The organism is Alteromonas hispanica (assembly GCF_010500915.1).
GTDB classification, from domain to species: Bacteria; Pseudomonadota; Gammaproteobacteria; order Enterobacterales; family Alteromonadaceae; genus Alteromonas; species Alteromonas hispanica.
In genome coordinates, this window is record NZ_JAAAWP010000001.1 from 531,760 (window position 1) to 552,156 (window position 20,397).

General features: G+C 42.7%; 15 protein-coding genes. 6 read left to right on the forward strand and 9 right to left on the reverse strand.

Annotation, left to right across the window (positions count from 1 at the left end):
* Nucleotides 1-88: 88 nt before the first annotated feature.
* Nucleotides 89-1,360 carry a diguanylate cyclase gene (locus GTW09_RS02235; RefSeq protein ID WP_163109706.1) on the reverse strand — a complete coding sequence of 424 codons (1,272 nt, stop codon included), beginning with the start codon at nucleotides 1,358-1,360 and terminating at the stop codon, nucleotides 89-91.
* 277 nt (nucleotides 1,361-1,637) lie between these two features.
* On the opposite strand from GTW09_RS02235, the gene GTW09_RS02240 reads away from it, so the two are divergent.
* From GTW09_RS02240 to GTW09_RS02250, 3 genes are all read left to right on the forward strand, one after another.
* Nucleotides 1,638-2,300, forward strand: a complete 663-nt coding sequence (locus GTW09_RS02240; RefSeq protein ID WP_163109962.1) for an NAD(P)H-dependent oxidoreductase — start codon at nucleotides 1,638-1,640, stop codon at nucleotides 2,298-2,300.
* Nucleotides 2,297-4,246, forward strand: coding sequence for a monovalent cation:proton antiporter-2 (CPA2) family protein (locus GTW09_RS02245; RefSeq protein ID WP_163109709.1), 1,950 nt, complete (start codon nucleotides 2,297-2,299; stop codon nucleotides 4,244-4,246). The genes GTW09_RS02240 and GTW09_RS02245 overlap by 4 nt, the downstream gene beginning before the upstream one ends.
* Before the next feature lie 292 nt (nucleotides 4,247-4,538).
* Entirely contained in the window at nucleotides 4,539-6,470 is a 1,932-nt protein-coding gene (locus GTW09_RS02250) for an EAL domain-containing protein (protein ID WP_163109712.1), read from the forward strand.
* A gap of 97 nt (nucleotides 6,471-6,567) precedes the next feature.
* On the opposite strand, the gene GTW09_RS02255 is transcribed toward GTW09_RS02250, so the two are convergent.
* The 3 genes from GTW09_RS02255 to GTW09_RS02265 form a co-directional block, all read right to left on the reverse strand.
* Nucleotides 6,568-8,376, reverse strand: coding sequence for a putative bifunctional diguanylate cyclase/phosphodiesterase (locus GTW09_RS02255; protein WP_163109715.1), 1,809 nt, complete (start codon nucleotides 8,374-8,376; stop codon nucleotides 6,568-6,570).
* A gap of 286 nt (nucleotides 8,377-8,662) precedes the next feature.
* Nucleotides 8,663-9,955 carry an amidohydrolase gene (locus GTW09_RS02260; RefSeq protein ID WP_420809534.1) on the reverse strand — a complete coding sequence of 431 codons (1,293 nt, stop codon included), beginning with the start codon at nucleotides 9,953-9,955 and terminating at the stop codon, nucleotides 8,663-8,665.
* 116 nt (nucleotides 9,956-10,071) lie between these two features.
* On the reverse strand, nucleotides 10,072-10,851 hold the full coding sequence (locus tag GTW09_RS02265; protein ID WP_163109718.1) for a ferredoxin--NADP reductase: 780 nt from the start codon (nucleotides 10,849-10,851) through the stop codon (nucleotides 10,072-10,074).
* Nucleotides 10,852-11,332: 481 nt separating this feature from the next.
* Here GTW09_RS02265 and GTW09_RS02270 point away from each other — a divergent pair, with 481 nt between their 5' ends.
* A complete protein-coding gene (locus tag GTW09_RS02270; RefSeq protein WP_071979252.1) occupies nucleotides 11,333-11,698 on the forward strand; it encodes a response regulator in 366 nt (121 codons plus the stop codon).
* Entirely contained in the window at nucleotides 11,695-12,279 is a 585-nt protein-coding gene (locus GTW09_RS02275) for a chemotaxis protein CheC (RefSeq protein WP_071979253.1), read from the forward strand. Before GTW09_RS02270 ends, GTW09_RS02275 begins: the two co-directional genes overlap by 4 nt.
* 55 nt (nucleotides 12,280-12,334) lie before the next feature.
* On the opposite strand, the gene GTW09_RS02280 is transcribed toward GTW09_RS02275, so the two are convergent.
* From GTW09_RS02280 to GTW09_RS02295, 4 genes are all read right to left on the reverse strand, one after another.
* The gene (locus GTW09_RS02280) at nucleotides 12,335-13,810 is read right to left on the reverse strand and encodes a M20 family peptidase (RefSeq protein WP_163109720.1); all 1,476 of its coding nucleotides are present in this window, start codon (nucleotides 13,808-13,810) and stop codon (nucleotides 12,335-12,337) included.
* 116 nt (nucleotides 13,811-13,926) lie between these two features.
* Nucleotides 13,927-15,930, reverse strand: coding sequence for a DNA topoisomerase III (locus tag GTW09_RS02285; RefSeq protein ID WP_163109722.1), 2,004 nt, complete (start codon nucleotides 15,928-15,930; stop codon nucleotides 13,927-13,929).
* 113 nt (nucleotides 15,931-16,043) lie between these two features.
* Complete coding sequence (locus GTW09_RS02290; protein ID WP_163109724.1) at nucleotides 16,044-16,889, reverse strand: DUF3307 domain-containing protein; 846 nt, start codon at nucleotides 16,887-16,889, stop codon at nucleotides 16,044-16,046.
* A gap of 178 nt (nucleotides 16,890-17,067) precedes the next feature.
* Nucleotides 17,068-17,709: a hypothetical protein gene (locus tag GTW09_RS02295; protein WP_163109726.1), complete on the reverse strand. Its 642-nt coding sequence runs from the start codon at nucleotides 17,707-17,709 to the stop codon at nucleotides 17,068-17,070.
* Between the two features lie 477 nt (nucleotides 17,710-18,186).
* Between GTW09_RS02295 and GTW09_RS02300 the strand changes: the two genes are divergently transcribed.
* Nucleotides 18,187-19,191, forward strand: coding sequence for a helix-turn-helix transcriptional regulator (locus GTW09_RS02300; RefSeq protein WP_163109728.1), 1,005 nt, complete (start codon nucleotides 18,187-18,189; stop codon nucleotides 19,189-19,191).
* Between the two features lie 23 nt (nucleotides 19,192-19,214).
* Here GTW09_RS02300 and GTW09_RS02305 read toward each other — a convergent pair whose 3' ends face one another.
* Nucleotides 19,215-20,312 (reverse strand): cell division protein FtsZ, encoded by a 1,098-nt coding sequence (locus GTW09_RS02305; RefSeq protein ID WP_163109730.1) that lies wholly within the window; start codon nucleotides 20,310-20,312, stop codon nucleotides 19,215-19,217.
* Nucleotides 20,313-20,397: the final 85 nt, after the last annotated feature.

Sequence of the window (20,397 nt, forward strand, 5' to 3'; positions counted from 1 at the left end):
CTAAAAAGCTAGTGTATAAAAATGCTCGCGCGGCTAGGCGCGCGAGCATTAGAGAAGATGAGTTATTGTGAATTAGTTTCGAAATAACCTACTCACTGATGTGATTGCGCTGTTTCGACTCTCCTTTAATTGAATACATTACATGGTCTGCAGCATCTAACCATTTTTGAACGGTGGATAATCTCTCATTCCATTCTTTCCACCCTGCTGTGTAACGAATGGGAACAGATAGGTGATCATCAATGTGCAGTACGAATGAAAGATTATCTATTCGCGCAAAAAAGCGCTCTACTTCATTAGCGCGAGTACCGTAAAGCAACACGACAAACTCATCACCGCCAATACGTCCCATTCGGTCGGAATCTCTCAATTTATTTTGCATTTTTTCGGCAAAGATCTTTAGTGCTTGATCCCCCGCAGCATGTCCGTAGTTGTCGTTTATTTGTTTGAAATCGTTTAAATCAATATAAACCAAGGTAGAAACATGCTGCTCTCGCTTCATGCGCTCTATCTCTTTTGAGAGTTGCTCAAATATTTCGCGGCGATTAATAAGCCCTGTGAGCGGGTCGGTTTTAGACAAGTAGGCTAATTCACTAATTGCGACCTCTAATGCCTGCTGCTGCTCTTTTTCTTTGGTAATATCATCTGCAGTGCCTAAAATAAGTGCCTGCTTCTCTTTTGCATCAAAAATAAGGTTCCCTCTGTCGTGCAAATAGCGAACTTTTCCGTTTACATCATAAATTCGGTATTGCAGTTCCCACGTTTTCAGTGGACGTTGATTAAATACACTCATTACCTTTATTTTATCTTCTTCGTGCACATGATTAATAAATGCCAGTGGTTTGGCATATAGCTCGTAGTCGCTGCGTCCAAAAATTGTATGGTAGCCGTCATTAAGGTAATGCAGCTTTTTGAAGTCTGGGCTCGCAACCCATATGAAAGTTCGGGAGGAGAAGGCATCTACGATTTTACTAAACAGTGCTTCAACCTGAAACAACTCGCTTTCTAAACGTTTCTTTTCGTCAATATCTTCAACCACCGAGATAAAGAAGTCTGGGTTGCCACGGCTGTCCCTCACTAAAGATACCGTGAGTTTACCCCACACCGCTGCGCCTCCGTTACGGATGTATTGCTTTTCCATAGAGTAACTATCTATAGAACCCGCAAGAAGCTGTTGAAGGTTAGAGAGATCAGTATTTAAATAATCACTTACCGTAAGCTCTTGAAAAGTCATACTTTTTAGAACATGTGGCTCGTAACCTAAAAACTCACATAGCTTTTTGTTTACATGAATAAAGCTTCCATCTGGACTAACGTGGGCTAAACCTACCGCACAAAATTCGAACGTTTTATCGAACATGTGCTTCACCCCTTTTCAATAAATGCATTCCGTGCCCTCTAATATCTGTAATTATGTGTTTTTTACTTACGACTATATCTAATTTATACTTTAGTCTAAAAATTAGTGATGGGGAAAGAATTGCGGGCAATTAGCCGAAAACATTTATTTTTCGCGTTTACACTTACTCAGGGCATGCCCTAGTCAGCTTTATAACAACCACTTCGGGAAAATATTAATGACCGACGCTACCTTGCCGTCTTCAGCAATAAAAAAGCCAGCAATAGAAACTTCTGCTATGGAAAGCTCGCAGACTTTAACTTCGTCTATAGCTAATAAAGATAAACGAATTCTCGTTTTATTTGCACACCCAGTACCTCAGCAATCTGAGGTGAATATTTTTCTATTTAACGATGCTAAAAACGTATCGAATGTCACCGCTATTGACCTTTATGCACACTATCCAGATTTTAATATCGATGTGATAAGAGAACAGCAGCGTTTGGTTAGCCACGATGTCATTATTTTTCAATTCCCACTTTACTGGTATTCCACGCCCTCGATTTTGAAAGAGTATCAAGATCTCGTTTTAGAGTATGGTTTTGCCTATGGTAAAGGTGGCAGCGCACTTAAAGGTAAGCAATTTTTTTGTGCCATTAGCGCCGGAGGTAAAGAAGAGGCCTACCAGTCTGACGGCTTCAATCACTTTACGATCCGTCAGTTGTTGCAACCTCTAGAACAAATGGCCAGCATTACCACCATGACATATTTGGCTCCGTTTGCCTTATTTGGCAGTCGCTCTGCTTCTCGAGAGCAACGTATCGAAAAACATCGTTCGAAGTGGCGCTCCCTTCTCAACGCCTTAGCAACAGGGCAATTTGATATAGAGCGGGCTAGAAGTATTGAGAATCTTGCAGATTTAGACATCCTTGAAGAACCTGCGGAGAATCAGTCGAAATGACCGCTTACTTTCTCTACATTTTCATTTATTTGGCCGCAGCGGTGATTGCCGTTCCGGTGGCTAAAAAGCTCGGTTTAGGCAGCGTTCTGGGCTATTTAATAGCAGGGTTAATTATTGGGCCAACACTTGGACTAGTTGGTGACGAAACCACCACTATTCAGCACTTTGCTGAATTTGGCGTGGTAATGATGCTATTTTTAGTGGGGTTAGAACTTGAGCCTAAATCCCTATGGGCAATGAAGTCTCGCCTTATTGGTTTGGGCGGATTGCAACTAGGGGGCACCACCCTACTGATAACCCTCATCGCAATGCTATTTAATCAACCCTTCACCATCGCGTTAACTATTGGCCTGATTTTCGCTCTTTCCTCTACAGCTATTGTGCTGCAAACCTTTCAGGAAAAGGGCCTGCAAAAAACGGAAGGCGGCAAAGGAGCTTTCTCTGTTTTACTATTTCAAGACATTGCCGTTATCCCTATGCTGGCGCTTATTCCCCTTCTTGCCCTACCGGAATTAGTGGCAAGCAACGCAGCATCTCAGGGAGAGGGACAAAGCCACTCAGACAGCCTGAGCGTGGTGAATGAACTGGCCCCGTGGGCCTATGGTTTAGTTATTATTGGTTCTGTGGCCTTCGTCACAATTGGTGGCCATTACCTTAGCCGCCCTTTATTTAAATTTGTCTCTTCCTCAGGTTTACGGGAAATTTTTACTGCCACTGCGCTTATGCTCGTTATTGGTATTGCTGCGTTAATGGGCTTAGTAGGTTTATCCCCAGCCCTTGGCGCTTTTTTAGCAGGAGTGGTATTAGCTAATAGTGAGTTTCGTCATGAATTAGAGGCAAATATAGAGCCGTTTAAAGGCCTTCTGCTGGGGCTATTTTTTATTACTGTGGGTGCTGGCATTAACTTTTCGGTGTTATCCGAAAACGCGATATTAATTGGCGTGTTAACACTGTCGGTAATTGGGTTAAAAGCTGCGGTACTTTTTCTAATTTCCCTCATATTTTCGTTTAAAGGAAGTAGCAAATGGCTTCTTACGTTAAGCCTAGCTCAAGCGGGTGAGTTTGGCTTTGTTCTACTTAGCTTTGCGTCACAAAATTTTGTACTGCCCCAGGATATTATTGCCATACTGTCACTGGTGGTAGCCCTTTCCATGTTTCTTACCCCCGGACTGTTTATTTTCTTCGATAGAGTCATTCTCCCCCGTTATCAAAGAAGAGGGTCACAAGGTACAGAAGACACTATCGATGACAAAGGAACCGTTATCATTGCCGGCATAGGACGTTTTGGACAAATTATAAACCGGTTACTTGTCGCCAATAATGTGCATACGGTAGTGTTAGATATTCGCGCAGAGCAGGTCGAGCTCATCAGAAAAATAGGCACCAAAGCTTATTTCGGCGACGCCTCGAAACCTGACATCTTGCATACAGCCGGTGCCGAAGATGCCGCATTGCTCATAATTGCTATTGATAACAGAGAAACTGCTGCAGACATGGTGAAATACGCGAAACATGCGTATCCAAATATGCGTGTTCTTGCCCGCGCTTTCGATCGCGGTCACGGCTATCGGCTGCGCCAGCTAGGTGCCGACTACGTGGTATCTGAAACTTATCACTCCGCACTTGAAATGGGTGCTCAGGCGCTGCGCTCACTTAATGTTCATCCGTTCCAGGTTGAACGGCAAAAAATGGCTTACAAAGATATTGAAGATCAGCAAAACGACGTGCTTTACCACGCGTGGATTGATGATGCTAGCGGAGAGCGTATCGACAACAACTATTTAAAACTCTTTGTTGAACTAGAATCGTTAATTGGTGAGGCACTGAACACTGAACTTCATGATACCCATTCCAAAGTTAAGGGCTGGACACCACCGCCTAAAGGACATGCAGATTCATTTTCTAGCGCGCAGGAAGGCGGGCACCCAGAAGTCAGAGATAATTAGGGGGTGTGTATAAAACGTACGAGGCTTTATCAATGGCTACTGAACATTAATTAAACTACCTGATATTGAGACTTGCTGGTATCATGGTAACAGAATCAATGAGATAAGCGGCTCACCTTTGAAGCGACAAGGGTTATTGCTGGCTGAGCTTAAGTAAACGTGATACCAAGCTGTCGCTAAAAATGATTACCTACAAAACAAATTAGCTGTAGGTAAAATGTCAGTAGCTTCTTGCATATTGAGTCTGTGAACGCTATGGAGCAGCCGTTAAATAGGGAGTTAACAAACAAAAATGAAGTTATCTACTCAAATAAATTTAGGCCTTTTGGTTCTTATTCTGATGGTAGGTGCCGGTGCAAGCTTTCTGGAAATTGAACAAACAAAAGCGCAGGCTATCCAATCTACCGAAACCTTATCAAAAGAAACAGCGACTCGATTAAATGCTCAATTGTCCAGCTTCAATGAAAGTCAGTGGAATAATAAGTCACTGCTGGAGAGTATTGTAGATGCAGCATTTTTAAATAAAGACGTTACTCACATAAGTGTTGAAAACGATAATGGAAGCGTGCTCATTGAAAAACGCACTTCAAACAGTGCTCAAGGTGTAAGTTTACTAGCTTCGGTTGTGGAGCTTTCTGACTCTTCGTCTCAAGTTGAAATTCCCACGACACAAAATGTAGTTAAGGTGAAAAGCAGCCCAAATAGCCACTATGTAAATTTATGGCGACAGCTTTTAAAAATCTGCGCGCTATGTGTTGTTCTCTATATTTTAGCGGCGATTGTGGTTGTACTCACAAGTAAACGCGCTGTTAGATCAGTGGGTAAAGTAACCAAAAAATTGAATGAACTTCAGAACAATGACTTTAGTCCTTCTTCGATAGAAACGTCTACCAAGGACTTTCTTTATCTCGTAAGCGCCGTAAACAATCTATCTCTTTCCCTTGAAAATAAATTTAAAGAGTTGACTCGCCAGGCTGAGCAATTCAAATCGGTGGCAAGTAGAGATACTCTCACAAAAATTGCCAATAGAAATGCTTTCGATAGACATATGAAGGCGCTAATTGGGGGCATTTCAAGCCCGAAGGAATATGCAATTACCCTAGTGCGCCTTGCCCAACTTACTAATATCAATCATAAGTTAGGCATGTTGGCGGGTGACAATTACGTATGCAGCGTTGCCGACATCATCAAAAAGGCAAGCCAAGAGCAGTTTACCGGTGCTTTTGTATTTAGAATATCTGGCGGCGACTTTGCTATCCTGAGTGATGTGCAGCCCAAAGACGTTCACGAAGAAAACCTCGCGATTATGAGTAAAGGCTTTACTACCATAAATCCTCTTCGCGACGGAAGCAAAGCAGCATGGATAGGTGTGGCGCGCTTTACTAACAGCATGTCACTAAAAGAGATCATGGAAAGTGCAGACAGTGCATTGATGGCTGCAACAAAGAGGCCTCAAGGCTGGCAATTTGCCTCCGATATTGCCGAAGTCCACAGCAATGCCAAGTGGAGAGAGCGCTTAAATTACGTAGTTTCTCAGCAGTATGCCGATATTTTAATTCAACCGATAATGAATTTAGAGCGCAATACACCCTCTTACTACGAGACTTTTGCACGTTTTAAAGACAAGCAAACCAACGACATCATTCCTATGTCTCAGCTGATCCCAGCTTCCGAGCGATTAGACCTTATTCCTGAAGTAGACAAGTTAGTTACTAGCATTGTATTTAAAAAACTCAAGGTGACTGCTCACCAAGTAGGTATCAACCTGTCTAACGCATCTATAGCCAACTCGGAGTTTCGTGAGTGGTTAATAAAGCAATTGTCTGAGCACGAAAGTCTCTGTCATCGAATCGTTTTTGAAGTTCAAGACGCTGCATTGATTCACTATAACGAAGAGGCTGTGGCGCTATGCAAGCGTATAACCCAACTGGGTTGCAGAATTACAGTAGAGCATTTTGGTGACAACTTTGCCTCTCTGTCAGGACTTCGCGCTATACAACCCGCCTATGTGAAGCTGTCAGGTCGGTTAACTGAAAGTATTCATACCAATAAAGACAACCAGCTTTTTGTAAGCAGTTTGCTTAATATTGCGCGTAGTTTAAATATTAAAGTGATTGCTGAAAAAGTAGAACATGAGGCTGAATCAGTGGCGTTGAATAATTTAGATATTATTCACCAGCAGGGCTATTACTTCTCAAAACCCGCTTTATGGACGGTTTATTAATGCCATTTATTCTTTAGCTTGTGTGCGTAACATACACCATAACATGCACCTCTCTGAGCAAGCCTGTGCGCACAAATTGAAACGACTGTATAAACAACTAGCCCTGCTCCAACAGCCTTGTTTCAATATCTTTGGCAGGTAATGGTTTGGCAAAAAGGTAACCTTGTGCGCACTCTATTCCCACGTTTTGGCAATAAGTAAGCTGCGATTGAGTTTCTATACCTTCTACAACAATTTGTAGGTTGAGCTTGCGGCCAAGGTTTACGATAGCTTCCATCAGCGCGCCGTCATATTCGCTTTCCGGCGCGTTTTCAAGAAAACTGCGGTCAATTTTCAAGTGACTTACAGGAAATCGCTTTAAATAGCTAAGCGAAGAATACCCTGTGCCAAAATCATCAATTGAGATTTCAACGCCCAATGCACGTTGCTTTTGTAAACCATCAAGTACCTGCTCGTCTGATTTGATCAATATATTTTCGGTTAACTCTAATCCTATTGCACTAGGTGGTAGGTCATACTTTTCTCGACACTTTGTTAAACGCTCAAAAAAATCGTCTTGCTCTAATTCACTACTAGACACATTGATGTGAATACATATCTCTATTCCTTTGTTTCGCCAATGCCTTGCTTGCCGACAGGCCTCTTCAAGCACCCACCTGCCAATAGAGATAATGAGATCAGTTCGCTCTGCAATGGGAATAAATACATCTGGTGGTGCACTGTGTTCTGCTACTTCAGGTGTCCATCTGAGCAATGCCTCACAAGATATGATACTTCCATTTCGCAAATCTATTTGAGGTTGATAAAGCAGCGTAAACTCATTTTTTTGAATAGAAGCCCGAAGCCGAGAGGCTATATTCCTCTGTTTATGAAGAAATAAGCTTAAGTCTTTGCTAAAAATACTGTAGCGATTTCTTCCGCTGTCTTTTGCTTCATACATGGCCGCGTCGGCATTTTTAAGCAGTGTCTCAACTTCTTTTCCATCTTCTGGAAAAAGGCTTACGCCAACACTAGAGGTAACAAAAACATTTTCAGCACCCAATGGAAAACTCTCTTTGCAACAATCAACAATGCGCTCAGCCATGCTCGATATAGAGCATTTTTCGTCAATCAAGTTGCTTACAACTACAAACTCATCGCCACCGAAACGAGCAACGAAAAATGCATCCCCAACACATTCTTGCAACCTTTCTGCAAATGCCGTCAGTAGCTTATCACCCCACGTATGACCGAGTGTATCGTTAATATCTTTAAACATATCAAGGTCGATAAAAAACACCGCCATCGCTGCCGACGCCGAACTAGCCTCTTCAATACGACTTTTGAGTTTTAATTCCAGGTGACGCCGGTTAGGTAGACCTGTTAATAAATCTGTCGTTGCTATTTTTTCAAGCTCTGCGCGAACGGCGTGTTGATCGCTTAAATCAATATCGACACAAAACATTTCAGGGCTGTCGCTCCCCTCTTTCAACATAACGTGAGATGAAAATACATTAACCGTTTGGCCATCTTTTCGAATGAGGGCTAACTCGCCGCTAGGAATGGGCACTCCTTCTACAATCCATTTGTTATGAAAAGAAATTACGTCGTTTCTCATAAATTCAGGAATGATTAAGTCTTCAAGACGCTGCCCTAGTGCTTCTTTTGCAGAATAACCATAGATATCTTCACTAGACGTATTCCAGTAGATAACTCGGCGATGTTTGTCATAACCTTGAACGGATACTTTAGGGAGTGAACTGATGAGTTGAAGGAAATGTGACTCTGCAGCCTCGCGGGCTGTTAATGATTGCACCGTTTCTGACGACGCCTTTCTTAATGAAGCTTTATCTGATGTAGCTTTATCTGATGTAGCTTTGCTTGACGAAACTCTCGACGAAGTACTAAAGTCGCTTTCTCTAGCCATTCTACGTCCTTATGCTTATTCATTACTGCAATGTAGACGTATAATCCTCGCCCACTTCGTTAGTATAGTTGGTAATTCTCCTTTGTCTCAAAATTTAATAAAGAGCAGACCACTTGCGTCAAACAATAAAACCATGAAAATAATAAGAATGCTCTAATGAACAAAAATGCTGCGGCATTCTGCCAGCAGCATTTTCCCTTTTGTACTGATTTTTAGGCAACCAATGTAATTAGCTAACGCACAAAAGGCATGTGGCTCTTTGCTGTAAAGCAAAGTTCAACATGCCCTATAGATTGCTGTAATCCAAAGCCCAATTTACGTACAACTCAGTCCCCACTTTCAAAGATGACTCGTCAGCATAAAAATAAGGAGAGTGATTACTTGGCGCTGTTTTCGCATCCTGTCCTTCTGGCGTTACACCTAAGAAAACGAACAACCCAGGGACATCAAGAGCAAAAAACGAAAAGTCTTCTGCGCCAGTCACCAAATCATTAACGTGCACGTTTTCTTTACCCGCGACACGCTCCATTGTAGGCAGCATCTGACGAGTAAGCGCCACATTATTTATTGTTACTGGGTATCCTTCATCAATATGCACATGAGCTTCTGCACCTGTGGCTTTAGCGGTCATTTCAGCTGTTGTAGTCAAATTTTCAAAAATTTGAGCGCGGTTACCCATGTCGAAATTGCGGATGGTACCCTCTAAATAAACTTCATCAGGGATAATATTGTTGCGAATACCACCATCGACAATACCAAAGCTTACCACAGCAGGCGCTTTGGTTATGTCTACCTGCCGGCTTATAATGGTTTGTGTGTTGCTGATGATTTGGCCCGCCGCCACTATGGGGTCGACACCGCCCCAAGGTCTTGAGCCATGAGTTTGCTGGCCTTTTACAGTTATTTCAAATCGGTCTGAAGAAGCCATCAATGGCCCCTCTCTGTAACCTATATGCCCTGCAGTTCCTGCAGACCATACGTGAATACCAAAAACAGCCTCTGGCTTATATCGCTCAAATAAGCCCTCTTTTAGCATTAGCTCGGCACCGCCCTCTTCACCTTTAGGCGCTCCTTCTTCAGCAGGCTGGAATATAAATACCACAGTGCCGTTAAGCTCATCTTTCATGCTCGCGAGCTTTTCTGCTGCTCCCATCAACATAGACATATGAAGGTCATGTCCACAGGCATGCATAACACCAACTTCTTCACCTCGATATTCAGAGACAGCGGTAGACTTAAACGGCACATCTGCCTTTTCGACAACGGGTAAAGCGTCCATGTCGGCTCGCATAGCGATAACAGGGCCTGGGTTCGCTCCCTCGAGCACGCCGATAACGCCCGTATGGGCAACGCCTGTCTCTACCTCCATTCCAAGCGCATTTAAATGTTCTGCAAGCACTTTTGATGTGCGAAATTCTCGGTTACTTAATTCAGGATGTTGATGCAGGTCGCGACGCCATTCAATCACTTTTTGCTCTAATTCAGCTGAAATAGTGACCGGCTCTTGAGCGTGGGTAGTGGGGCTAAGCGCAAGCATGGCAAGCGCAGAAAAAGCGGTGGTAACGGCTTTCATAAACATTCCTCATTATTCTATTTGAATAAGCAGTATGCCTATGTCGTACCGCTACCACAATACGATTTGTTTACCTTAACTGAAGCCTTGTGACAAAAAGAACACCGCTTGTATCACAGCGGTTATTCTAAGAACGCGTGCTCGATAACAAAGTGACCTTTCTCTCGAGACGTGGCTTTCTTGAAGCCGAAGTCAGACAGGATAGACATAGTGTCATCTAACATAGATTGGTTTCCACACAGCATAAACCTGTCGTCCTCGGTATTTAACTCTGGCAAATTGAAGTACTTACACAGCTCTCCGCTCTTCAGTAATTCAGTTAAACGGCGCTGATGAAGGCTACTTCTAAACGGCTCTCTTGTGACGATAGGAAAATATAGAAGCTTTTCGGACACTAAATCACCAAAGTACTCGTTGTTAGGCAATTCGTTGCAAATCTGATCTTGATAAGCAAGCTCGCTTTTCTCGCGCACGCTGTGCACTAAGATCACATGTTCGTACCTTTCATAAATGTCAGGGTCTTTTATGATCGACATGAAAGGCGCAAGGCCCGTTCCCGTTGCCAGTAAATAAAGGTTTTTACCCTCTATCAAGAAATCAGCCACCAGGGTACCTGCTGGACGGGTAGATAGAAGCAGCTGTTCGCCCACTTTTATATCTTTCAGCCGAGAGGTAAGGGCTCCGTCTGGCACTTTAATGCTGAAAAACTCAAGCTCATCTTCATAATTTGCACTCGCGATACTGTAGGCACGCATCAGCGGCTTATTATCAATTTCCAGACCCAGCATAACAAACTGCCCGTTTTCAAAGGTGTAATTTGGGCTTCGTGTTGTTTTAATTGAAAATAATGACTCATTCCAATGGTGGACGTGGGTAACTGTTTCTGACGTTAAATTTCGCATTTTCTCCCCGATAACGTTACTTCAATTTAGCTGTTGGTAATTAACACCCGCGATTAGTCGTAATAATACCCGAGTGTTTTACTCAGGTAAATACCCTAGCAAATTACTCAAGTATTAGTTAAGACCATCAGCCAGACCATAAATATAAATAGCAATCTCCCAAGGAGAACGACGGATAATTGTGTTACGTGATACGAGAAGCTTGAGATTAAGATTAGAGCGTATTGATGATGCGGGCGCTGTCGAATTTTAAAGTAGAATTTAACCCCACTAAATCTTATTTTTAGCCCGAGCATAAATTGCGATTTCGCTAAATCGCGTCTAGGTTAAAAGTGACTAAAACTAAAGTTGTATCCACTTTTGTATTAATTTAAAGTTTAATATACTTAAATGTCATATATGTCGTATTATGATGTACAAAGTTTCTTCAACAGAATAAAATGTACTGAAGAGGTATTTTCCCTGCTCACGGAGGATTTACATGTCGTTATCTGTACTAATTGCCGATGACTCTAAACTAGCAAGACGAAACGTTGTTCGCTCACTTCCTTTAGAGGTCGATTTTGCGGTAACTGAAGTGACAAACGGGCAAGAAGCAGTAAGTTTGCTTGCAGATAACACATACAGCCTTGTTTTACTTGATCTTACAATGCCGAAACTCGATGGCATTGACGTTCTCGAGCGACTTCAAACACTACCAGAAATGCCGAATGTGGTGGTAATAAGTGCTGACTTTCAACCAGAGAAACAACGGGTGGTAAAGGAGCTTGGGGCTAAATACTTTCTTCGAAAACCACTCAAAAAAGAAGATTTGGTGAACGTTCTCACTGAGTTAGGGTATTTATGAACACGTCATCACAGTTGAATGAAGAGCAAAGGGATGTACTCCAAGAGCTATTGAACATCTCAATGGGCCAGGCCGCTAACTCTCTAGCGGTTATGCTAGATACAAGAATTGATATTTCCATTCCCGAAATTTCTGCCGTAACCCCAAATCAGCTGTACGACTTGCTGTTTGAAACCGGCGACCTCTCTTACACTCGACAATCGTTTATGCGCGACATCCACGGCGAGGTAATATCGATCATTTCCTATTCTGGCCTCTCTGAAATTGGCGCGCTGATGGATTATGACCAGCCGTTAAGCGAGGAGGATATTCAAGAAATTATTTTAGAACTTTCTAATATTCTTGCAGGGGCTTGTCTTTCAGGACTTTCGGAGCAACTTAAGCTAACCACAAACCTCAACATGCCTTTACTTTTTCAGCCTGATAAAGCCAGTTTTGACGGCCTTCCATGGCAGCATAGCTTAGCAATGGAAGTGCAGTTTTTAATTACGATATCGTCATTTAGCATGCGGGTTATATTCTGCCTTGATGATGAGTCACTCGCGAGAATACTTGGTACCTTGAATGCGTACTTGAAGTAGTAGATACGATTTTTAAATACTGTTTTAGACAATCTCATTAGCACGCCGGCTTGGATTACTTTGTGCCGGCGTCTTCAATCATACTGTAAAAATAACTTACCGCTTTTATATAATCATCAACCGCAAGCTGCTCATTCACGCCATGGAAACGTTTTAAGCTTTGCTTGTCCAGTCTCACCATCATAAATCTATACACGTTATCTGATAGCTCATAAAAGTGCTTAGAGTCTGTGCCTCCCATTACCAGGTAAGGGGCAACTAAAATACTGTCATCCATACGGCGAATGTTGGACTCAATCAAGCGATACCCCAAACTGTCTGTAGGTGACACTTGAGAAGGCTCGTTTTCCATAAAAGTTTCAACTTTTACGCGAGGATCGTTTATTGCCTCAGTAATGTGCTGTTTAACACTAGCAATAGTGTCGCCAGGTAAAATACGCACATTCACTACGGCACTCGCTACTGTTGGTAATATATTAGACTTACTGCTGCCCTCAAGCATTGTAGCCGCTATAGAGGTGCGAATGCCCGCAGCACTGCTTGGCGATGCCAGCATTGTTTGCTCTACAATTGGCGAGAACAGCCATAGGTTTGCCATAGGAAGCTGAAGTGAAAAAGGCGCATAAGCCGCCACATGAGAAAAGGTGTTGTAACTGTGAGATAAATCGGTGTCGAACTGATTATTCTCTATATTGACGATAGCCTGGCTTAGAATACCTGCCGCTGTATGGTTTGGCGGTTGAGAAGAATGGCCCCCCTCAGACGACACGGTCAACCGTAAATTAACGAACCCTTTTTCGGCCACACCGATAATGGCAACGGGTTGCTCTATACCTGTCATTACGCCTTGCGTTATAGCGCCACCCTCATCAAGAACAAACTCAAAGCTTAACCCTTGCTGTTTAAAGTGCTCCGCAATTTTTGCAGCTCCCTGTTTGCCGCCTATCTCCTCATCGTGACCGAACGCAAAGTAAATACTGCGCTTAGGTGCAAAACCATTTTTTAAGTGCGTTTCCATGGCTTCAAGCAACGCCATTACTGTTACCTTGTCATCAATGGTGCCCCGTCCCCAAACCGTATCATCGACTACGGCGCCACTAAATGGCTGCTGCTCCCATTGCTCAGCGGTGCCTTCATCTACCGGCACCACGTCTGTATGCCCCATAAAAAGCACAGGCTGCAGCGAAGCATCGCTACCTTTTAAATGATAAACAAGGCTGTACTCACTCATTGTGTAATGCTCTGCTTTCTCATGAATTAAGGGAAAACTGTTTTGAATGTGCTTGTGTAGCCCCAAAAAGGCCTCTGCATTAAGGCGAGATGGGTCGTCATAAGAGACCGTCTTAAACTGAATAGATTTAGCGAACCTTGCTACAGCAGATTCTCTATCGATGGGCGCCTCTGGCAGCGGGCTATCTACAATTAGTTGGCTGTCTTTAAAACTCATTAGCGTATTCACATAAAGGCCTACACCAAGAACAACAACCAGCACAATTAAGAAACTTATTATTTTTATCAGCCGGGATTTCATTTTTATCTACCTAAATGAAAAGTGCAAAATAGTGAAGATAGTATTATCACGAATGTGCGGTAAAGTCTTGTTATGTCAGACCTATTCAAGCGTTTCAACAGCCTGTGATAGTTTGCCTATTTCGCCTGTCCTCTATTTTTGCTTCCAACTTCAGCCTTCTTAGTTCGTTTTCGCTTTTTGTAGGCAGGCTTTCCCGCTGCTTTCACCCCTTTAAGTGAGGTAGGCAAAGATGATGATGCTGCGCTAATAAGGCTGCTTAGTGTGCTTTCTAGCGGCTGCATAAAGCTTTTATAGTTGGCTTGCTGTTCGGCAATACTATTTAACGTGGCCTCCCACTTCGCTGTCATGTCTGGGGTTGTGCATATTTCAGGAAGCGCCTCAATTAACCCTACGCCAGCGGGGGTAGCCACTATTGCTTTTCCCTGACGCTGCAAAAAGCCTCGTTTAAATAATAACTCGATAATGCCGGCACGAGTGGCTTCGGTACCTAAGCCGTCTGTGTCTTTTAATATTGATTTAAGCGCCGCGTCTTTTACGAAACGGTTAATGCCCGTCATTGCAGCAAGCAGCGTGGCGTCGGTAAAATGCTTTGGCGGCTGGGTAAACTTTTCTAGAAGCTCTCCTTTTTCACAGTGCAGCAGGTCTGTTTTTTTAAGGTTGGATAATACTTGGGCAAATGCGCCCTCGTTGTTGCTTTGTTTCCCAGTATCGGTCTCAAAACTATTTTGTTCGCCTGTGTTTGTATTAGCAGCGGGCCCTTTCTCAAATAGTTTCTTCCAGCCTAATTGCTCAGTCACATTGGCGGTTGCGTTAAATTTGCCACCAGCAATAGTCAATTCAATGTGAGTGTGTTGATAAATAAAAGCCGGATAAAACTGCGCTAGGTACTGGCGCACAATAAGCCCATAAACGTTTTTTTCTAAACTGCTTAACGACGAGTTTGCTGGCGACTTTTCAGTTGGAATAATGGCATGGTGAGCCCCTACCTTTGCATTATTCCACGCTTTAGACTTTATTGATGCGTCGGCTTTTTTAGCATCTTCAGAAAAAGGCATTTGCGCGTTTGAAAGCGTGTTGATAATCGATTTCGCCAAAGCAAATTGTTCGTTTGGTAGATATCGACAATCAGAGCGTGGATACGTGATGAGTTTATGTTTTTCATACAGCGACTGGCATACATCAAGCACTAGCTTTGCGTTTAATGAAAACCGCTTAGCTGCATCTATTTGAAGCGACGACAGGTTGTAAGGCAAAGGAGCGTTAAGCTTTTTTTGCTGCTTTTTTATATCGGCAATTTTTGCAGCTTGATTGGTTATTCTTGCTACGACATTTTCTGCAAGTGCTTTAGAGAGAACGCGCCCTTCATCATCCATGTAGGCGCTACATGCGTCGCTTGGTTGCCACTTTGCAATAAATCGTTGATTGTTAGGGACTTGAACATGAGCGTTCACCTCGTAAAAAGGCTTGGAGACGAAGTGTTTAATTTCCTTGTCTCTGGTTACTACTAAGCCAAGAATTGGGGTTTGAACACGACCAACGGAAAGCACACCTTTGTAGCCCACTTTGCCGCCCTGAATAGTATATGCCCGGGTTAGGTTAATACCATATAACCAGTCGGCTCGGCTTCTGGCAAGTGCTGAGACTGACAGGGGCACAAATTGTTTATTTGACTTCAGTTGCGTTAATGCTCGCTTTACTGCCGGTAAATTTAAGTCGCTTACTAGCAAACGCTGCATAGCATCGCGCTTTCGCTGCGCCACGTTTAAAAAATCGATAACTTCGTCAACAAGCAGTTGCCCTTCACGATCAGGGTCGCCTGCATGCACTATCTGCTGACATTGTTTAACTAATTTGCGAATAACCGCTAGCTGGCTTTTTGTTTTATATTTTGGCTTGAGTTGCCATTGCTGTGGAATGATAGGTAAATGTTCTAACTGCCACCTCTTGAATTTTTCATCGTAGCTGTCGGGCTCTGCTTGTTCAAGAATATGCCCTATACACCAAGTAACAACATCACCATTTCCTACTTCAATGTAGCCTTGATGCTTTTTGTGAGGTTTGGGCAACGCATCCGCAATTGCACGCCCTAAGCTAGGCTTTTCTGCAATGTATAACTTCATTAAAACGCTTTAGCAAAGAGAAGTGAAAAATAGGGGTACATGGTAGATAACCACTGTTGATATATCCAGTTATTTTTAAATCAGCACTAAAATCCAACCTAATTGACAGTTAACTAGGGCGTGCTGATATACCAATGAGTAAAAAGCCCTATTGCTATGGTTATTGCAACGCTTGTAAATGTTCCTAGCAATACATATTCGGTTAATTTTTTATCTTCACTTTTAGTTAAATTACCAAACCTAAAAATAGATTTAGCAGCAATTAAAAAACCTATAGCGGCAAATTGGTTCATCAGCACAAAGGTAAGCATAAGCAGCCTTTCTAAGTAGCCAATACGTTGCCCAGCCATTGCTAATGTTGTTTGAATAGGAAGCTGAACAAGGTGCTCTGCTTCTTTTGGCTTATTCAGTTCATCAAGTTGTTTTGTCCACGGCGACAGCAGCTGCTTAATAAATATAGAGGTGGGCTGTAAAATTACTAAATACGCTAAGAACACAGCTAAGTGAATATGGTTAATGGTGAAAATTCTGATTATTAAAGCGTCAAACTGATTGGTCAACAGCGCCCACAATAATACGAGAACTGCGACATGGGCTGCTTGATCTATTGCAAACGCGAGTGTGGAAGAACCTGCGTAAGACTTTATTGCATCAATTATGAAATGGCTGAATAACACAGCAATTGCCACTATACATAGCGGGCCTATGCCAATCGACAAAGATGTGAGTTGCTGAATACTGCCTTTGCTTGGCAACTGCCCTGCCTGCTTATACGACACAAACGATATTATGAGTAATAGCAGCAATGCCACTACGCCATGCAATAGAGCATGAAGATACAGTGCCGGCGATTGAAGGTGTTTAGTATTTCGGCTGTTTACCCAGCTCGCAGGCTGAAGATAGAAATCGCCAATGACGTGAGCCACCAATAGCCCGATTAAAATACCAATGTGTTCCATTCTTAGAAATCCGTTTTATATTCGGTTAACCGCAGCGGCTTTTTTAGCAGCTTGTTCGCAAACCGTTCTTCTGTTGCATGTTGTTCAATATGGGTATTTCTCGTGGCATAAGTCGTGGCATACCTTGTGGAGTATCTTATGGGGTACCTTATTGGATACCATGCGACATACCTTGCCATCAGCGACTATTCTCATTAACTTCTGCAGCCATATAAGAAAGATAATCGCTTACCAAATGATATTCGCTGGCATTTAAAATACGGGTAACGTTACTGCGGGTTTTACCCAGTTTAACTGCTATCTGCTCATGCCCTTTATCTTCTGCGCTAATGTAGGCTAATAAGGTTTCTGCTTGGGTTTGAGTTAGACTTGTAATGTGGCTGTCTAAAAATGCAGTTAATAATGAAGCATGTTTGTTAAGAGCTTCAGAGTTACTCGTAAACGCTAAATATTGCGATTTCAGATTATCCAGCGCCCTGCCAGAGCGTACGAAAGCGTCGCCATTGCCGGTTTTAACTTCACCACCAGTAAAATTCACGGTACCAAGCCCCACGCTAATGCGAACGTTTATAGAGGGTTTGCAGGCTTTCAACGCAAGCCTTATACAAACCGCCACCTGCATGGCGTGTTGTGGTGAGGGAATAACAGCCTGAAAAGCATCTCCGCGAAACACGTCAAATTCCCCTTCATAAAGCGCAGTTTGCTCTTTAAGGGCGGCGGTGAGTACTTTCAATACATGCGCAAAGTCGGCCTCACTTAAAGACTGTGAATTCGCAATATCACCGGTTATTACTGCCGCGCTCTGCAGAGCCTTTTCCATATCGTCCTTCTTCGCGTTTTAATGTCTTTTCCGCACCTTGCTTTTAGTAAGAAAGAAAGTGAGTAAAGACGTAAAGTAGAATCAATTTATATTCTTAGTTTAGATTAACTGTATTTTTATACAGATACAATTCATACCTTTCTCACCTTTATATAGTCGAGCTAAAATGTGAAGCTAATGTGTGAAGCCAAAGTGCACTCGTTAATTTACCTTACTTCAAAAGTGACTATAAATAATCACTTTTTTGAAAGTTACCATAATCAATCACTTTTATGCAATGAGTTACCCGCTTAGCTTGAGTAAAGAACCTTTAATACAGGGTTTCTAACTTGGCACGCACCTATCAAGACAGGCACAACACTCACTATCTTACGGATAAAGTGAATGTCACTAGGCTAAAGTTCCAGTGCGACAGTTTTTGTCGCATATGGTAACTATGCTATCGTCACTGTTACCCTTAAAGCCTGTTTTCTCACTATGAGCGCATTTCAACGAAAACTCGATATCTTGCAGTTTGTGCCTACGGCCCCTCGTAAAGTGTCAAGCCGACAAATTTTTGAGAATCTTCAAAATTGTGGACATCATCATATCGATATGCGCACTATTCAACGAGATCTCGTCAATCTTGAAAACGTGGGTTTATTTGGGCTAGAGGTCGATAAGCGCTCAAAGCCCTATGGCTGGTATATAAACGCCAACTTTAAAAAGTTGAACCTTAGCTTGATGGATGGAAACACCGCACTAGCATTTAAAGTGCTAGAACAATCTGGAGCTACGCTGCCCAATTCTACCCTAACTGAAATGCAACCCTACTTTGATAAAGCGACGCAAATTTTGCAGCAAGATAGCGATTCACTGCTCACTAACTGGTTAAAATCGGTTGCAGACTCTCAAGTGTCTCAACCCCTCATTGCACCGGAAATTGATGCTTCTTGTTTTGAAAAAATAAAAAGCGCCATCTTCTTCAAGAAACAGATATCGGCAGATATAAAACGCGTATTCAGTGGTGGTAACGAAACGGTTTGGAAACACTACGACCGAGTAAACCCTATGGGCTTGGTAAAACAAGACGGAAGGCAGCTGTTTGTTTGTACCTTTGGAACTTTGCATAAAAGGCGCTATGCATTGCCTCTACAATTTATAAGAAATGTGACCGTAACCGATGATGATTGCCAACAAACATTTGGAGAGCTTGAAAATGTTCAGTTCTTAACGGCTACGAGCAAAGAAGAAGTTCAGCTAAAATTATTGGTAAAAAACAACTCTCTGTTTCTGCTTCATGGTTACAAACTCTCTGAAGATCAAACTATCAACAAGTCATCTCACAAAGATAAATCTTTGCTAATTGCTACAGTAAAAGATACCAACAAACTAAGAGCATTTTTAAGAGGTTTAGGCGATAACATTGAAATTATTGCTCCACAAAAACTGAGAGATTACTTTTGCGAACTCTCGACAAAGCTCTACAACACCTACACATAGCACTTGGCATTAACACATAGAACTTAGCCCTGCTCTCTCCCCTGAAGGCGCACAAACGTAGGTATATCGAGATACGCCTTTTCTAATCCACCGCCAGACGCTTTGAGCAGTTTTGTCATAGGTACCACATTTTCTTTTTGCGTAGTACCCAGCCTTTTAGTCTGCTCTTTTCTGGGAATTCCTGTAGCAATGATCAACACCTCACCAAAATAAGGTAAATCTGATGCTACTGTTACCCCAGAAATGATTAACGTGCGAGTATCGTCTATAAGTGCCTGAAGCGTAGCCAGCATTTCTTCGTACGCCATTAAGCTTGGCTCTTCTTTACAGGTAAGCTGAACAATAACACCCTGAGCCCCCACTATGTTTTGCTCATTAACAAGGGGGTTATTTAAAGCATGAGTTACTGCACTGCATAGAGAGCTATTTTCCTCTGCTATTCCTACCCCTAATGCAGTATCGCCATCTAACGAGAGAATGTGACTAAAGTCGTTTATGTCAACGTTGATATAGCCAGTATTGGTAAGCATGGTAATTATAGCTTCAACAATTCGGTGCATTTGTGTATCGCAATGACGAAATGCCGAGAGTAATCCAACGGTTTCATTTAGCGCGGAAACTAGCGAATCATTTGAAAGCACTAACGTGGCGTTTGCCGTTGCTTTTATCTCCTCTAGTGCATTGGACGCAATCTCTTGACGTTTACTTCCTTCCGATTTGAACGGCAAGGTGACAAAACACATCACGTCGATGTGGTTTTTCTTGGCGATGTCTAACAGTACAGGTGTTGCTCCGCTGCCTGTACCACCGCCCAGCCCAGCAATCATGATGATAATGGTATCGTCTTCTATAAGGGTTCTTAACGCTTCTTCACTTTGTTGAGCTGCATTGTAGGCCACCTCGGGATCGGCACCAGCGCCATACCCTTTTGTGGTTGATTCGCCGATAAGAAGCACTTCATGATTTTTACATTGGTGTAGCGCAGATATGTCGGTATTGATAGAGCTAAATCGAATATTAGTATGGCTACATAAATCCGCCATATTGGTAACGGCGTTCCCTCCACAACCACCAACCCCAATGACGTGAATGTTTAATTCTTTAGACTCTACGTTGTGCATGCTCAGCCCCTTACTCTAGTTATTGTTATTGGTATAAATAGCGTTTAAGTACCTACAGAGAATGCACCATTTATGCGTCAGAAAT